The sequence below is a fragment of the Mesorhizobium hunchu genome (genome assembly GCF_040081975.1).
GTDB lineage: Bacteria > Pseudomonadota > Alphaproteobacteria > Rhizobiales > Rhizobiaceae > Mesorhizobium > Mesorhizobium hunchu.
Window position 1 is genome coordinate 284,541 of the sequence record NZ_JBEBMG010000006.1, and the last position, 16,486, is coordinate 301,026.

Annotated in this window: 16 protein-coding genes; all 16 read left to right on the forward strand. The window is 63.1% G+C overall.

The window, feature by feature from the left end; translation table 11 throughout:
- The first annotated feature begins 20 nt into the window (after positions 1–20).
- The 16 genes from tgt to ABMA46_RS13565 all read left to right on the forward strand — a co-directional run bounded on the left by tgt (position 21) and on the right by ABMA46_RS13565 (position 16,472).
- Entirely contained in the window at positions 21–1,154 is a 1,134-nt protein-coding gene (gene tgt / locus ABMA46_RS13490) for a tRNA guanosine(34) transglycosylase Tgt (protein WP_349000041.1), read from the forward strand.
- A gap of 95 nt (positions 1,155–1,249) precedes the next feature.
- The gene (locus ABMA46_RS13495; RefSeq protein ID WP_349000042.1) at positions 1,250–1,648 is read left to right on the forward strand and encodes a DoxX family protein; all 399 of its coding nucleotides are present in this window, start codon (positions 1,250–1,252) and stop codon (positions 1,646–1,648) included.
- 93 nt (positions 1,649–1,741) lie between these two features.
- Positions 1,742–1,978, forward strand: a complete 237-nt coding sequence (locus ABMA46_RS13500) for an Lrp/AsnC ligand binding domain-containing protein (protein ID WP_349000044.1) — start codon at positions 1,742–1,744, stop codon at positions 1,976–1,978.
- A gap of 173 nt (positions 1,979–2,151) precedes the next feature.
- Entirely contained in the window at positions 2,152–3,564 is a 1,413-nt protein-coding gene (locus ABMA46_RS13505) for a circularly permuted type 2 ATP-grasp protein (RefSeq protein ID WP_349000046.1), read from the forward strand.
- Between the two features lie 141 nt (positions 3,565–3,705).
- Complete coding sequence (locus ABMA46_RS13510) at positions 3,706–4,647, forward strand: alpha-E domain-containing protein (RefSeq protein ID WP_349000047.1); 942 nt, start codon at positions 3,706–3,708, stop codon at positions 4,645–4,647.
- Positions 4,647–5,441, forward strand: coding sequence for a transglutaminase family protein (locus ABMA46_RS13515; protein ID WP_349000049.1), 795 nt, complete (start codon positions 4,647–4,649; stop codon positions 5,439–5,441). Before ABMA46_RS13510 ends, ABMA46_RS13515 begins: the two co-directional genes overlap by 1 nt.
- A gap of 33 nt (positions 5,442–5,474) precedes the next feature.
- Positions 5,475–6,206 (forward strand): proteasome-type protease, encoded by a 732-nt coding sequence (locus ABMA46_RS13520; protein WP_349000050.1) that lies wholly within the window; start codon positions 5,475–5,477, stop codon positions 6,204–6,206.
- Positions 6,207–6,301: 95 nt separating this feature from the next.
- Positions 6,302–7,714: a pyridoxal phosphate-dependent decarboxylase family protein gene (locus ABMA46_RS13525; RefSeq protein ID WP_349000052.1), complete on the forward strand. Its 1,413-nt coding sequence runs from the start codon at positions 6,302–6,304 to the stop codon at positions 7,712–7,714.
- A gap of 125 nt (positions 7,715–7,839) precedes the next feature.
- Positions 7,840–8,607 (forward strand): DeoR/GlpR family DNA-binding transcription regulator, encoded by a 768-nt coding sequence (locus tag ABMA46_RS13530; protein WP_349000053.1) that lies wholly within the window; start codon positions 7,840–7,842, stop codon positions 8,605–8,607.
- Between the two features lie 127 nt (positions 8,608–8,734).
- Positions 8,735–10,264 (forward strand): glycerol-3-phosphate dehydrogenase, encoded by a 1,530-nt coding sequence (gene glpD / locus ABMA46_RS13535; RefSeq protein ID WP_425475739.1) that lies wholly within the window; start codon positions 8,735–8,737, stop codon positions 10,262–10,264.
- A gap of 23 nt (positions 10,265–10,287) precedes the next feature.
- Positions 10,288–11,370, forward strand: a complete 1,083-nt coding sequence (locus tag ABMA46_RS13540; protein WP_349000057.1) for an ABC transporter ATP-binding protein — start codon at positions 10,288–10,290, stop codon at positions 11,368–11,370.
- A gap of 10 nt (positions 11,371–11,380) precedes the next feature.
- Positions 11,381–12,478 (forward strand): ABC transporter ATP-binding protein, encoded by a 1,098-nt coding sequence (locus ABMA46_RS13545; RefSeq protein ID WP_349000059.1) that lies wholly within the window; start codon positions 11,381–11,383, stop codon positions 12,476–12,478.
- A gap of 2 nt (positions 12,479–12,480) precedes the next feature.
- Complete coding sequence (locus tag ABMA46_RS13550; protein ID WP_349000061.1) at positions 12,481–13,347, forward strand: carbohydrate ABC transporter permease; 867 nt, start codon at positions 12,481–12,483, stop codon at positions 13,345–13,347.
- 3 nt (positions 13,348–13,350) lie between these two features.
- On the forward strand, positions 13,351–14,262 hold the full coding sequence (locus ABMA46_RS13555; RefSeq protein WP_425475740.1) for a carbohydrate ABC transporter permease: 912 nt from the start codon (positions 13,351–13,353) through the stop codon (positions 14,260–14,262).
- Positions 14,262–14,669: a DUF2160 domain-containing protein gene (locus ABMA46_RS13560; protein WP_349000063.1), complete on the forward strand. Its 408-nt coding sequence runs from the start codon at positions 14,262–14,264 to the stop codon at positions 14,667–14,669. Before ABMA46_RS13555 ends, ABMA46_RS13560 begins: the two co-directional genes overlap by 1 nt.
- Positions 14,670–14,744: 75 nt before the next feature.
- A complete protein-coding gene (locus tag ABMA46_RS13565; RefSeq protein ID WP_349000065.1) occupies positions 14,745–16,472 on the forward strand; it encodes an ABC transporter substrate-binding protein in 1,728 nt (575 codons plus the stop codon).
- Positions 16,473–16,486 lie beyond the last annotated feature (14 nt).

Here is a 16,486-nt window from a genome sequence, read left to right on the forward strand (position 1 = left end):
TGGCCGCTAAGGGCAGGGCCATGAGCACTCCGTTTTCCTTTTCCATTCTCGCCACCGACGGCAAGGCCCGCCACGGCGAGATCTCGATGCCACGCGGAAAAATCCGGACGCCGGCCTTCATGCCGGTCGGCACCGGCGGCACCGTCAAGGCCATGTATATGGAGCAGGTGCGCGGCGTCGGCGCCGACATCATCCTCGGCAACACCTACCATCTGATGTTGCGGCCCGGCGCTGAGCGGGTGGCGAGTCTCGGCGGTCTGCACGACTTCGCCCGCTGGCCGTGGCCGATCCTGACCGATTCCGGCGGGTTCCAGGTGATGTCGCTGGCCGGATTGCGCAAGCTTAGCGAAAGCGGCGTGACCTTCCGCTCCCATATCGACGGCAAGCCTTACGAGATGACGCCCGAGCGTTCCATCGAGATTCAGGGACTGCTCGATTCCGATATCCAGATGCAGCTTGACGAGTGCGTCGCGCTGCCGGCCGAGAAGAAGGAAATCGAGCGGGCGATGGAACTGTCGTTGCGTTGGGCGGAGCGCTGCAAGGCTGCTTTCGGCGACCAGCCTGGCAAGGCGATGTTCGGCATCGTGCAGGGCGGCGATAGCGCTTCTCTGCGCGTGAAGTCCGCGCAGGCACTGGCCGGCATGGACCTCAAGGGCTACGCCGTCGGCGGGCTGGCGGTCGGCGAGCCACAGGAGGTGATGCTGGACATGCTCGACATCACCTGTCCCGAACTGCCGGCCGAAAAGCCCCGCTACCTGATGGGCGTCGGCACGCCGGACGACATCCTCAAATCCGTGGCGCGCGGCATCGACATGTTCGACTGCGTGATGCCGACGAGGGCAGGGCGGCACGGTCTTGCGTATACGCGGCGCGGCAAGGTCAATTTGAAGAACGCGCGCCACGCCGACGACCCGCGCCCGCTGGACGAGGAAAGCGACTGCCCGGCAGCCCGCGATTATTCCCGCGCCTACCTGCACCACCTCGTGCGCTCGCAGGAGGCGCTGGGCGCAATGCTGCTGACCTGGAACAATCTCGCCTACTACCAGAGCCTGATGCAGGACATCCGCGGCGCGATAGAGGCGGGAAGGTTCGAACAGCGCACCGAAGAAATCTCGGAAGGCTGGAAACGTGGCGACCTGCCTCCGGTCACCTGACAAAAAGGTGAAATTGATATTCAAGTTTTTACTTGCTCATGACGGGAATAATCCTCATTTCGAGACGTTGAAACAAGGAAAAGGACCATCAAAGCATGATTTCCAGCCTCGAGACCGTTTGGGCGCCGCGTCTTTTGTCGGTGCTGCGCATCATGACCGCGCTCCTGTTCATGGAGCACGGTACGATGAAGCTGCTGAATTTTCCGGCATCGGACAATCCCGGCCCGGTGTTGTTCTCCCTGATGGGCTTCGCCGGCATGCTGGAACTCGTCGGTGGCCTGCTGCTCGTGCTTGGCCTGTTCACCCGTCCGGTCGCCTTCATCCTTTCGGGTCAGATGGCGGTCGCCTATTTCATGGCACATGCGCCGCACAGCTTCTTTCCGATCGTCAATAAGGGCGAAGGCGCGATACTGTTCTGCTTCGTCTTCCTCTATCTGGCGGCCGCCGGCGCGGGACCGTGGAGCGTGGACGCCGCCCGCAGGTCGAACGCCTGAGGAACCGTCCTACCGCTGTCACCGGCCCGCTTGAAAGCGGGCCGGGAGTTTGCGACAAGGCAGCCTGGCGATGCGGCACAGGCGAGTGAGGCGATGAAGACGTTTTTCGTGCAGATCAAATGCGACCTCGGCCAATCCTATGAGGTCGCCAGCGCGCTGGCCGACGCCGAGATCGCCTCGGAAATCTATTCCACCGCCGGCAATTTCGACCTGATGGCCAAGTTCTATGTCGACGACGACGTGGATGTGGGGCATTTCGTCAACGAGAAGGTCCAGGTGATTTCCGGAATCAAGGACACGTTCACGACCGTCACCTTCAGGGCATTCTAGCGCCGCTTTCCGACGAGTGCCGCGCGCAGAGGCAGCGCTTGCCCGGCCGCCGTTGTGGTTGCCCAAAAAGCGGGCAGGTTCTCCCAATCGGCGCGTCCTGACCCGCAAATAACCGATTGCGCTTGATTTTTCTCCCTTGCCGACTTTCAAATAGCGGCACGGGGAGTGCGCGATTGGTCGCTTTTGACGAAATGCTTCCGGAAACCGCCGGTACGAGACGGCCTTACGCCGCCTATGACGACTGGCTGAGGGAGCAGGACTCCGCCAGGCTGATGCAGAAGATGGAGGATGCCGAGCGCGTCTTTCGCAAGACCGGCATCACCTTCGCCGTCTATGGAGAGCAGGAAGCGTCGGAACGGCTGATACCGTTCGATATCGTGCCGCGCATCATGTCCGGCCAGGAATGGCGGCGGCTGACGCAGGGTATAGAACAGCGCGTCCAGGCGCTGAACGCCTTTCTCGACGACATCTACCACCGGCAGGAGATCCTGCGCGCCGGCCGCATTCCGAAGGAACTCATCGCCGGCAACGATGCCTTCCTGCCGGAAATGATCGGCGTGAGGCCACCCGCCGGCGTCTACACCCACATCATCGGCGTTGACATCGTGCGCACCGGCGAGAATGATTTCTTCGTTCTGGAGGACAATGCGCGCACGCCCTCGGGCGTTTCCTACATGCTGGAGAACCGCGAGACGATGATGCAGCTCTTTCCGGAGCTGTTCCAGCAGATCAAGGTTCGACCGGTCGAAAATTATCCGGCGCTGCTGCGCCAATCGCTGGCGGCGGTGAAGCCCGATGGGGTCGCCGGTGCGCCCACCATCGCCGTGCTGACGCCAGGCAGTTTCAACTCCGCCTATTTCGAGCACGCCTTCCTGGCTGACCAGATGGGTGTGCAGCTTGTCGAGGGGCAGGATCTGCGTGTCTCCGACGGCCATATCGCCATGCGCACGACCGAGGGCTACAAGCAGGTCGACGTGCTCTACCGCCGCGTTGACGACGCTTATCTCGATCCGTTGACGTTCCGGCCGGACTCCGCGCTCGGCGTACCCGGCATCATGGACGTCTACCGTGCCGGCAACATCACCATCGCCAACGCGCCCGGCACCGGCATCGCCGACGACAAGGCGATCTATTCCTACATGCCCGAGATCGTGGAGTTCTACACCGGCCGCAAGCCGATCCTCGGCAATATCCCGACCTGGCGCTGCTCGGAGCCGGACAGCGTCAAATACGTGCTGGAACACATGGCCGAACTGGTCATCAAGGAGGTCCACGGCTCCGGCGGTTACGGAATGCTGGTGGGGCCGGCATCCTCGAAGAAGGAGCGCGAGACCTTCGCGGAAAAGCTGAAGGCAAAGCCTTCCAACTATATCGCCCAGCCGACCCTGGCGCTCTCGACCTGTCCGATCCTCACCGAAAAAGGCCTGGCACCGCGCCATGTCGACCTCAGACCCTTCGTGCTGGTCTCCGACCGCATCCAGATCGTGCCGGGCGGGCTCACAAGGGTTGCGTTGAAAGAGGGATCGTTGGTCGTCAACTCATCGCAGGGTGGGGGGACGAAAGATACGTGGGTGTTGGATGACTGAACCGGTGAATGGTGAATGGTAAAATGGTGAATAGTCGCTTCGATCGCGAAACTAAGCCAAGGCTCAGTGGAGCTGCTCGAGAAATCTTTGTCCATTCGCCATTCACCATTGACCATTCACTCGCCCGAAGGACGGCATGACATGCTTCTCGGCCGCACCGCCAACGGTCTCTATTGGATGAACCGCTATATCGAGCGGGCCGAGAATATGGCGCGGTTGGTGGACGCCGGCCTGCGCATGGCGCTCACCCGCACACAGAGCGCATCCGACGAATGGGCCTCGGTGGTCATCAGCGCCGGGTCGGATGTGGCCTACAGCCAGAAATACTCGGAGCATAATGCCGCCAATGTCTCCGATTTCCTGCTTCGGGACTGCAAAAATCCTTCGAGCGTGCTTTCCTCCATCGAGACCGCGCGCGCCAACGCGCGCATGGTGCGCACGGCGCTGACCCGCGAAACCTGGGAATCGATAAACGAAGCCTGGATGGCGCTGAAGCGTATTCTGGCCAGGCCGATCGATGAGCGCGACCTGCCGACGGTGCTGGATGCCATCAAGCGCGAGACGGCGCTGATCCGCGGCGCCTTCTACGGCACCATGCTGCGCAACGAGATCTTCGACTTCTCGCAGCTCGGCACCTATGTCGAGCGCGCCGACAACACCGCCCGCATCCTCGACGTCAAATACTACGTGCTCTTGCCATCGATCTCCTGGGTCGGCTCCTCGCTCGACAACTATCAGTGGGAATCCATCCTGCGCTCGGTCTCGGCGCACCGGTCCTACCGCTGGGTCTACGACGCCGACTACAAGCCCACCAACATCGCCGACTATCTGATCCTGAACGCGCGTATGCCGCGGTCGCTGACCTTCTGCTACCGCTTCATCCTCGAGCATCTCAATTTCCTCGGCAGCGACTACGACGCGCGCCATGCCTGTCACGCGATGGCCGAAGGAATACACGGCACGCTCAAGGTCGGCTCGATCAAGGACATCTTCGACGCCGGCCTCCACGAGTTCCTGTCCGGCTTCATTCGCGAGAACACGCGTCTCGGCGACGAGATCGCCCTCGACTACCGGTTTCACTGATGCTGCTGAAGATCACCCATCGAACCGAATACAGCTATGATGCACCCGTGTCCTACGCCCTGCAGCGGTTGCGCCTGGTGCCTTCCAGCGGGCCGCTGCAGACCGTGCGCTCCTGGAATCTGGCCATCGAAGGTGCGCGCGAGGAGGTGAAGTTTCCCGATCATTTCGGCAACGACACGCGCCTGCTGAGCGTCGAGGGCGCTCCGCACGCCATCGTCGTTGAGGTATCCGGCGAGGTCGAGACCAGTGACAAGGCCGGCATTCATGGACCGCATACCGGCTTCGCGCCGCTCTGGGTCTTCCGTCAGGAAACCGCATTGACGGCGGCGGGCGACGGCATTCGGGCCATGACGGCCGCTCTCCCCGATGGATCCGAGCTCGACAGGCTGCACGGCCTGATGGCGGCGATCACCGGGAAGGTCGCCTACACGCCCGGCACCACCGGCATCGAGACCTCGGCGGAAGAGGCGCTGGCGCTCGGCGCCGGCGTATGCCAGGACCACAGCCATGTCTTCATTTCCGCCGCGCGCGTCATCGGCTTTCCGGCGCGCTATGTCAGCGGCTACCTGATGATGAACGGCACGATCGAGCAGGCCGCGAGCCACGCCTGGGCGGAAGCCTATGTGAACGGCCTGGGCTGGGTCGCCTTCGACGTGGCGAACGGCATTTCACCGGACGAGCGCTATGTGAGGGTCGCGACGGGCAGGGATTATCGCGACGCTGCACCAGTTTCGGGGATTCGCCTTGGTCAGGCGCAGGAAGCGCTTGCGGTAACGATTACCGTAGAGCAGTAATCCACGCTGGAGCGTGACGCCTGAAGAGATTCCATGACGTATTGCGTTGGCCTGAAGATCGACCGCGGACTCGTGTTCATGTCCGATACTCGCACCAATGCGGGCATCGATTCCATTTCCACCTTTCGCAAGATGCATGTCTGGGAGCAACCCGGCGAGCGCGTCATCGTGCTCATGTCGGCCGGGAATCTCGCCACCACGCAGGCGGTGGTCAGCCTGCTGGACGAGCGCGCCAAGGCAATCTCCGAGCGTCACCAGACACTGCTCGAGACGCCGTCCATGTACCAGACGGTGCGCATGGTCGGCGACACGGTGAAGGAGGTCATCGCCTCGTCGGCGCCGGTCGGCGAGAAGGCGGATTCCTATTTCAACGCCTCCTTCATCCTCGGCGGGCAGATCAAGGGCAGCGAGCCGCGCCTGTTCATGATCTACCCGGAAGGGAATTTCATCGAGTCGAGCGAGGACACGCCCTTCTTCCAGATCGGCGAGACGAAATACGGCAAGCCGATCATCATCCGCGCCTACGACCGGAAGGCCAGCTTCGCCGAGACGGCGAAACTGCTGCTGGTTTCCTTCGACTCCACGCTCAAGTCCAACCTTTCGGTCGGCCTGCCGCTCGACCTGCTGTTCTACGAGAAGGACACGTTCAAGGTGGGGATGAAGAAGCGCATCGCGCAGGACGATCCCTACTATCGCACCATTTCCGAAGGCTGGTCGGACGCGCTGCGGAACGCCTTCCTGCAATTGCCGGACTTTCCCGGCTAGCCTCGTTTTCCGGAACAGCCCGGCCGGTGGCGTCCGTTTTGCACAGGCCAGTCTGGAGTTAGGAAAGAACCAACCCGTCCGCCTGGAGGAGCGCCTTGGACGAGAACAGCTTTCGCGAGTGGTCGCGGCGCGCAGCGGACTGGGGCGTGGACTATCGCCGCTCGCTGCCCGAAAAACCCGTGCGGCCGCGCATGGAGCCGGGCGCCGTATTCCGCTCCATAGAGGCGTCGCCGCCCGAGCAGGCGGAATCGATGGAAACGGTCTTCGCCGATTTCGAGGAAAAGATCCTGCCGGGCATGACGCACTGGCAGCATCCGCGCTTCTTCGCCTACTTTCCGGCCAACTCCGCGCCGGTTTCGGTGGTCGCCGAATATCTGGTGTCGGCCATGGCCGCACAGTGCATGCTGTGGCAGACCTCGCCGGCCGCCACCGAACTTGAGACGCGCGTGGTGGATTGGATGCGCCAGGCGCTCGGCCTGCCTGAAGGGTTTTCCGGAGTCATCCAGGATTCGGCCTCGTCGGCGACGCTCGCCGCCGTGCTGACGATGCGCGAAAAGGCGCTGAACTGGCAGGGCAACGGCAAGGGCCTGGCGGGGCAGGCCGCCGTGCGGGTCTATTCGTCAAACCAGGTGCACACATCCGTCGACCGCGCCATATGGGTGGCCGGGATCGGCGAGGGCAATCTGGTCCGCATTCCCACGGCCGGTCGCTGGCGCGCGATGGACGCTGAGGCACTGGACGCCGCGATCCTGGCCGACCGCGCCGCCGGCCTGCTGCCCGCCGGCATCGTCGCGTGTGTGGGCGGCACCAGCACCGGCGCAACCGACGACATCGCCGCGGTCGCCGCGGTGGCGAAAAGGCACGGGCTTTATCTGCATGTGGATGCCGCCTGGGCGGGCTCCGCCATGATCTGTCCGGAATACCGGCATTTCTGGGCGGGCGCGGAGAGTGCCGATTCCATCGTCTTCAATCCGCACAAATGGCTGGGCGCGCAGTTCGACTGCTCGATCCAGTTCCTGCGCGATCCGCAAAGCCATGTCCGTACGCTGGCGATCCGGCCTGATTATCTGAAGACCCATGGCCATGACGGAATCGTCAACTATTCCGAATGGTCGGTGCCATTGGGGCGCCGCTTCCGCGCGTTGAAACTGTGGTTCCTGCTGCGGGTGCACGGGCTGGAGGGCCTGCGCACCATGATCCGCAACCATGTCGCGTGGAGTACCGGGCTGGCGCGCCGCCTGGCCGCCGAACCCGACTTCGAGATCGTCACCGAGCCGATGCTGTCGCTGTTCTCGTTTCGCCATCGGACGGCAGAAACGGATTCCGACACGCATAACCTCGCCCTGGTGAATGCGATCAACGACGACGGCCGCATCTATCTGACGCAGACGACGGTCGACGGACGCGTCGCCATCCGTTTCCAGGCGGGCGCCTTCGCCACGACCGAGGCGGATGTCGATCAGGCGTTCCGCGCAATCACCGAAATCGCCCGCCGGACGGACCGATAGCGGGCGGGAGTTGGAAAAGCCGCTTTCCGCTTTGCAAACAGGCAGTTTCGATTAGCCGGCTCATGCCTTTGCATCGTTTTCGTTTTCCTTTATGACTATTGAAAACGAAAACGGGAGGGATCGAGATGTATCTGTCGCCGCGTCATTCGGAAATCATCCAGCTTGCCAAGGACAACGGGCGCGTGCTCGTCGAGGAACTGGCCGGGCATTTCGCGGTCACGCCCCAGACCATCCGCAAGGACCTCAACGATCTCTGCGACCAGCGCCTGCTCACCCGCATCCACGGCGGGGCGCTGTTTCCGTCCGGCATCGAGAATATGGAGTACGAGGCGCGCCGCAAGATCGCTGCCGACGAAAAGGAGGCGATAGGCCGCGCCGCCGCACGGCTCATCCCCGACAACGCGTCGCTGTTCATCAATATCGGCACCACGACCGAGGCGGTCTCCAAAGCTCTTCTCGATCATGCCGGCCTCATGGTCATCACCAATAACATCAATGTTGCCAATAGGATGCGCGTCTATCCTTCCATAGAGGTCGTCATCGCGGGCGGGGTCGTGCGCGGCTCCGACGGTGGCATCGTCGGCGAAGCGGCCGTCGATTTCATCAAGCAGTTCAAGGTCGATTACGCCGTCATCGGTGCGTCCGCCATCGATCATGACGGGGCGTTGCTCGATTTCGATTTCCGCGAGGTGAAGGTTGCGCAGGCGATCATCGCGAACGCCCGGCACGTTATCTTCGTTTCCGACCGGACCAAGTTCGAGCGCACCGCGCCGGTGCGCATCGGCCATCTCAGCCAAGTCGACACTTTCATCACCGACCGCTGCGACATTCCCTCGATCCGCCGGATCTGCCAGGAATCCGAAGTCGAGCTTCTGGAAACCGCCTTGGAATAGCGACATCTTCTCTCCGTCGAGACGCAGGTCACGTTTTCGTTTGACATTCGTTCTGATTTCGAAATAATCGCGAGACGGTTTCGAAACAAACAATAATGTTGCAGTGCGAAATCGCGGGAGGGACATGGTGAGCGCAACCCCGATGGTTGACGTCTTCGTCATCGGCGGCGGCATCAACGGCTGCGGCATCGCCCGTGATGCGGCGGGCAGGGGGTTTTCCGTTTTCCTCGCCGAGATGGGCGATCTGGCGAGCGGCACCTCATCCGGCTCCACCAAGCTCATTCACGGCGGCCTGCGCTATCTCGAGTTCTTCGAATTCCGGCTCGTGCGCGAGGCGCTGATGGAGCGGGAGGTGCTGTGGCGCAACGCGCCGCACATCATCTGGCCCATGCGCTTCGTGCTCCCGTTCTTCAGCGGCGGGCAGCGGCCGGCGTGGATGCTGCGGCTCGGGCTTTTCCTCTACGACCATATCGGCGGCAGGAAGCTGCTGCCGGCGACCCGCACGCTCGACATGCGCGGCGACCCGGCGGCGAAGCCGTTGAAGCCGTTGTTTTCGAAAGCGTTCGAATATTCCGACGGCTGGGTCAACGACGCCCGCCTGGTCGCCCTGAATGCGCGCGACGCCGCCGATCGCGGCGCGGTGATCCGCACGCGCACGAAGGTCGTCAGCGCGCGCCGCGAGAGCGACGGCTGGACCGTCGTCCTGGAAGACGCGCAAAGCGGCGATAGGGAAGAAGTGCGGGCGCGCCTGCTGGTCAATGCGACCGGTCCCTGGGTCGATCATGTCCTGTCGGAGGCCGTCGGCCGCAACGACGTTCACAACGTCCGCCTGGTCCAGGGCAGCCATATCGTCGTGAAGAAGAAGTTCGACGATCCGCGCGCCTATTTCTTCCAGAACAAGGACGGCCGCATCATCTTCGCCATTCCTTACGAGGAGGATTTCACGCTGATCGGAACGACCGATCGCGATTATCCCGGCGATCCGCACGACGTGAGGATTTCCGAGGAGGAGATCGACTATCTGTGCGCCGCCGCCAGCGAGTATTTCATCGAGTCCGTGCGGCGGGCCGACATCGTCTGGACCTATTCGGCGGTGCGCCCGCTCTATGACGATGGCGCGTCGAAGGCCCAGGAAGCGACGCGCGACTATGTGCTGAAGGCCGAGGGCGGCGAGGGCAGGGCACCCCTGATCAACGCCTTCGGTGGCAAGATCACCACCTACCGCCGCCTTTCCGAACATATGCTGGAAAAGATCGAGGGCTTTCTCGGCCGGCGCGGCCCATCGTGGACGGCGGAGGCACCGTTGCCGGGCGGCGACTTCCCGGTGACCGGATTCGACGTGGAAGTCGGCAAGCTCAAGAGCGCCTATCCGTTTCTCGATGCGAGGCTGGCGCGACGGCTGACCCGGCTCTACGGTACGCGTGCGCGCAAGCTGCTGGGGCTGGCACGGTCCGTCGCCGATCTCGGGCGCAATTTCGGCGCCGATCTCTATGAGGCCGAAGTGCGCTATCTTGTCGAGAATGAGTGGGCCGTCACGGGGGAGGATGTTCTGTGGCGGCGCACCAAGCGCGGCCTGCATCTCAGCCGCGAACAGGCGGCCGCACTGGACGAATTCATGCGAGAGCTGGACGCCGGAAGGACGGAAGCGGCGGAATAGCGCTCGTATCGGGGGAGAAGTGAATGCTGGAACTGCGCAACGTGTCGAAGGTCGTGGGCGGCGTCACGCACATCCGTGACGTGTCGTTGACGCTGGAGCACGGCTCCCTGAACGTGCTGCTGGGGCCGACGCTGTCCGGCAAGACCAGTCTCATGCGACTGATGGCGGGACTCGATGCGCCGACTACGGGCTCTGTCTGGTTCGACGGCAAGGACGTGACCGACAAGCCCGTGCAGCAGCGCAGCGTCGCGATGGTCTACCAGCAGTTCATCAACTACCCGGCCATGACGGTCTACGAGAACATCGCCTCGCCCTTGCGGGTGGCCGGCGTGGACAAGGCCAGGATCGACGGGGAGGTTCGCAAGGCCGCCGATCTGTTGAAGCTGACGCCCTATCTCGACCGCACGCCGCTCAACCTCTCGGGGGGCCAGCAGCAGCGCACGGCGCTGGCGCGCGCCATCGTCAAGAACGCCAGCCTCGTGCTGCTGGACGAGCCGCTGGCCAATCTCGACTACAAGCTGCGCGAGGAACTGCGCGAGGAACTGCCGAAAATCTTCGCCGAGTCGGGCACTATCTTCGTCTATGCCACGACCGAGCCGCACGAGGCGCTGCTGCTCGGCGGCAACACGGCGACGCTGAGCGAAGGACGGGTGACGCAGTTCGGCCCGACGGTCGAGGTGTTCCGCAGGCCGGTCGATATCGTCACTGCGAAGACCTTCGCCGATCCGCCGCTCAACACGATCGTGCTGCGCAAATCCGGCGGTAATTTCCGCCTGGACGGCGGGGTGGACCTGCCGGTGCCCGCCGATCTGGCCGGCATTGCCGATGCAAGCTACACGATCGGCTTCCAGCCGCATCATCTGTCCCTCGAACGACCCAATGCGGCGGCGGTTCCGGTTCGCGCCAAGGTGTTGATCACCGAGATCACCGGCTCCGAAAGCTTTGTGCATCTGCACTTCGCCGACGCGCGCTGGGTGATGCTGGCACAAGGCATCCGCGAGTTCGCGCCCGACGAGGAGGTGGAGGTGTTCATCGACCCCCGTCATCTCATGGTTTTCGACGAGCAGGGGCGCTCGATGGCGGCCACTCGCAAGATGGCGGCGTGAGGAGCGAAAGATGGCCCGCATAGACCTCAACCACATCCGCCATTCCTATCTTCCCGACCCGTCGAAGGAGTCCGATTTCGCGCTCAGGGAAGTCGACCATACGTTCCAGGACGGCGGCGCCTACGCGCTGCTCGGCCCTTCGGGCTGCGGCAAGACCACCCTGCTCAACATCATATCGGGCCTGCTCAAGCCCTCGCACGGCAGCCTGCTGTTCGACGGCAGGGATGTGACCGGCCTGTCCACGCAAGAGCGCAACATCGCGCAGGTCTTCCAGTTCCCGGTCATCTACGACACGATGACCGTCTACGATAATCTGGCCTTCCCGCTGCGCAATCGCGGCGTGCCGGCCGATGCGGTCGATCGCCGCGTGCGCGAGACGCTTGACATGATCGACCTGGCGGATTGGGCCAAACGCAAGGCGAGGGGGCTTACCGCCGATCAGAAGCAGAAGATCTCGCTCGGTCGCGGCCTGGTGCGCTCCGATGTCAATGCCGTCTTGTTCGACGAGCCGCTCACCGTCATCGACCCGCACATGAAATGGGTGCTGCGCTCGCAGTTGAAGCAGCTCCACCGCCGCTTCGGCTACACCATGGTCTACGTCACCCATGACCAGACCGAGGCGCTCACCTTCGCCGATCAGGTGGTGGTCATGTATGACGGCGGCATCGTCCAGATCGGCACGCCGGCCGAACTGTTCGAGCGGCCGAAGCATACCTTCGTCGGCTATTTCATCGGCTCGCCGGGCATGAATTTCCTGCCGGTCTCGGTCGATGGCCGCCGGGCGAAGCTCGGGTCGCAGTCGATCGAGCTGCCGGGCACGCCCGAGAGCAAGGGCGGCGCCATGGAACTCGGCATTCGTCCCGAATATGTGCGCGTGGGCCGCGAAGGGATGCCGGTTTCGGTATCCAAGGTCGAGGACGTCGGCCGCCACAAGGTGGTGCGGGCAAGCCTCGAAGGACGCGACGTGGCGGCGATCGTCGGCGAGGACGAAGAGATACCCGCCGAGCCGAAACTGAGCTTCGACCCCGCCGGCATCAACATCTACGCCGATTCGTGGCTGGTCGAGATGGGGCGCGTCGAGAAGGGGCGTGCCGGGGTGGGAGGCTGACCGTGGAAAAGACCTGGAACAACAAAGCCTGGTTCCTCGTGCTGCCGGTTCTCGTGCTGGTGGCGTTCTCGGCTGTCATCCCGCTGATGACGGTGGTGAATTATTCGGTACAGGACACGTTCGGCAACAACCAGTTCTTCTGGAACGGCGTCGACTGGTATCAGGAACTGCTGGCGTCGAACCGCTTCTGGGAATCGATGTTCCGCAACCTGATCTTCTCAGGCGTCATCCTGGCCATCGAGGTGCCGCTCGGCATCTTCATCGCGCTCAACATGCCGCGCAGCGGCTGGGGCGTCCCTGTCTGCCTGGTGCTGATGGCGCTGCCGCTCCTGGTGCCGTGGAACGTGGTCGGCACGATCTGGCAGGTGTTCGGGCGCAGCGACATCGGCCTGTTCGGCTATTATCTCAACGCGCTCGGCATCGACTACAACTACGTGCAGGATCCGTTCGACGCCTGGGTCACGGTCGTCATCATGGACGTCTGGCACTGGACGAGCCTGATCGTGCTGCTCTGCTATGCCGGGCTGGTCTCCATTCCCGACGCCTTCTATCAGGCGGCCAAGATCGACGGCGCGTCGCGCTGGGCGGTGTTCCGCTACATCCAGTTGCCGAAGATGCAGCGCGTGCTTTTGATCGCCGTGCTGCTGCGCTTCATGGATTCCTTCATGATCTACACCGAGCCCTTCGTGCTGACCGGCGGCGGCCCCGGCAACTCGACCACCTTCCTGTCGATCGACCTCGTCAAGATGGCGCTCGGCGAATTCAACCTCGGGCAGGCCGCCGCGATGTCGCTGGTCTACTTCCTCATCATCCTCCTGCTGTCATGGGCGTTCTACACGGTCATGACCAACTACGACGCGAAGCGCTGAGCCATGACCGAAGTCAACGAGAGAACGCGGCAGGCGATGGGCGAAGACGACGCCACGACGGTCGACGCCGCGACCCGGGAGCGCCTGGCGCGACGCATGCGCCGGCGCGGCGACGAGCCCCGTTGGTGGTGGCTGGTGCCGACGCTCTACATCGTCTTCCTGCTGGTGCCGATCTACTGGCTCGTCAACATGAGCTTCAAGACCAACCGGGAGATCGTGACCTCGCTCACGCTCTATCCTCATGCGCCGACGCTGAGGAACTACCACATCATCTTCACCGATCCGTCGTGGTATTCGGGTTACATCAACTCAATCAGCTATGTCGTTCTGAACATGGTGATTTCGGTCGCGGTAGCGCTGCCGGCGGCCTATGCCTTTTCGCGCTATCGCTTTCTCGGCGACAAGCACCTGTTCTTCTGGCTGCTGACCAACCGCATGGCGCCGCCGGCGGTGTTCGCGCTGCCCTTCTTCCAGCTCTATTCGGCCTTCGGCCTGATCGACACCTATTGGGCGGTGGCGCTGGCGCACTGCCTGTTCAACGTGCCGCTGGCGGTGTGGATCCTTGAAGGCTTCATGTCCGGCGTGCCGAAAGAGATCGACGAGACCGCCTATATCGACGGCTATTCGTTCCCGCGCTTCTTCATAAAGATCTTCATGCCGCTGATCGCGAGCGGCATCGGCGTGGCTGCCTTCTTCTGCTTCATGTTCTCCTGGGTGGAATTGCTGCTCGCGCGCACGCTGACCACCACCGACGCCAAGCCGATCGCCGCAGTGATGACCCGCACCGTCTCAGCCGCCGGCATGGACTGGGGCCTGCTCGCCGCCGCCGGCGTGCTGACGTTGATCCCCGGCGCGCTGGTGATCTGGTTCGTGCGCAACTACATCGCCAAGGGCTTCGCCCTGGGGAGGGTTTGATGACCGCCACGCGCAACTGGTTCATGCCGCTTCTCGTCGTCGTCGCGATCTATCTCGCCGCGTCGGGCGCGCTCTATCTCGCGCTGCCCGTCAAGGACGGCGTGCGCGACGTCTTCGCGCCTCTGGTCTCCGGGGGCTGGATGGCCTGGACCTTCCCGACGGCGATGTTCTTTCTCACCATCGCATTTATCCTGTCGCTGATGGCGGTGTGGGAGTACGCCTCGCCCGGCGGCAATCCGCGCGTCGGCCTGCTGCGCTTCGAGACGACGCGTGGCGACCGTCTGTTCATATCGCTGCTTGGCAGCGCCTTCATCCATCTCGCTTGGCTGGGTCTCGTCGGACCCAACCTGTGGTGGGCTCTCGCTCTCTCCGTGGTCTACGCCGTAGGGGTGTTCCGCTACGTTTAGGGGGAGAAACAGTCGGAGCGACGGCATGCAGGCCGCCGCCCCGGTATCGCACTTGAAACCTTGTGGAGGAGACTAATGCGACGGCACGTTCTAACATCGACGACGGCTCTCTTGCTATTGTTCGGAGCCAGCAACGCCTACGCCGGCATGGACGAGGCGAAAGCCTTTTTGGATAAGGAAATCGGTGACTTGTCGACGCTTTCACGCGCCGATCAAGAAAAAGAGATGCAGTGGTTCATCGACGCCGCCAAGCCTTTCCAGGGCATGGACATCAAGGTGGTGTCGGAAACGCTGACGACTCACGAATACGAGTCGAAGGTGCTGGCGCCGGCGTTCTCGGCGATCACCGGCATTCATGTCACCCACGACCTCCTGCAGGAGGGCGACGTGGTCGAGAAGATCCAGACCCAGATGCAGACCGGCCAGAACCTCTATGACGGCTGGGTCAACGATTCCGACCTGATCGGCACGCACTGGCGCTACAAGCAGGTGCGCAACCTGACGGACTTCATGGCCAACGAAGGCAAGGACGTCACCAACCCCGGCCTCGACCTGAAGGACTTCATCGGCACGTCCTTCACCACCGCGCCGGACAAGAAGCTCTACCAGCTTCCCGACCAGCAGTTCGCGAACCTTTACTGGTTCCGCTACGACTGGTTCAACGACCCGAAGAACAAGGCCGACTTCAAGGCGAAATACGGCTACGATCTCGGCGTTCCGGTCAACTGGTCGGCCTATGAGGACATCGCCGAGTTCTTCACCGGCCGCGAGGAAGACGGCAAGAAGGTCTATGGCCACATGGACTACGGCAAGAAGGACCCGTCGCTCGGCTGGCGCTTCACCGACGCCTGGCTGTCGATGGCCGGCAACGGCGATAAGGGCATCCCGAACGGTCTGCCGGTCGACGAATGGGGCATCAAGGTCGACGAGAACTCGCGTCCCGTCGGTTCCTGCGTGGCCCGCGGCGGCGACACCAACGGCCCGGCGGCGGTTTATTCGATCCAGAAATACCTCGACTGGATCAAGGCCTATGCTCCCGCCGAGGCGCAGGGCATGACCTTCTCCGAGAGCGGCCCGGTGCCTGCGCAGGGCAACATCGCCCAGCAGATCTTCTGGTACACCGCCTTCACCGCCGATATGGTCAAGCCCGGCCTGCCGGTGATGAACGACGACGGCACGCCCAAGTGGCGCATGGCGCCGTCGCCGCACGGCGTTTACTGGAAGGACGGCATGAAGCTCGGCTACCAGGACGTCGGCTCGTGGACGCTGATGAAGTCGACGCCCGACGACCGCGCCAAGGCCGCCTGGCTCTACGCGCAGTTCGTCACCTCCAAGACCGTGGACGTGAAGAAGAGCCATGTCGGCCTCACCTTCATCCGCGACTCCACCATCCACGACAAGAGCTTCACCGAACGCGCGCCCAAGCTCGGCGGCCTGATCGAGTTCTATCGCTCGCCGGCCCGCGTACAGTGGTCGCCGACCGGCACCAACGTGCCGGATTATCCGAAGCTGGCCCAGCTCTGGTGGCAGGCCATCGGCGATGCCTCTTCGGGCGCCAAGACGGCCCAGCAGGCCATGGACTCGCTCTGCGCCGAGCAGGAGAAGGTCATGGCCCGCATCGAGAAGTCGGGCGTGCAGGGCGACATCGGTCCGAAGCTCGCGGAAGAGCACGACCTTCAGTACTGGCATGACGACGCCGTCAAGAAGGGCAACCTCGCGCCGCAGCTCAAGATCGAGAACGAGAAGGAAAAGCCCGTCACCGTCGACTACGACGAACTGGTGAAGAGCTGGCAGGAACAGTAACCGGGATGCGGGCG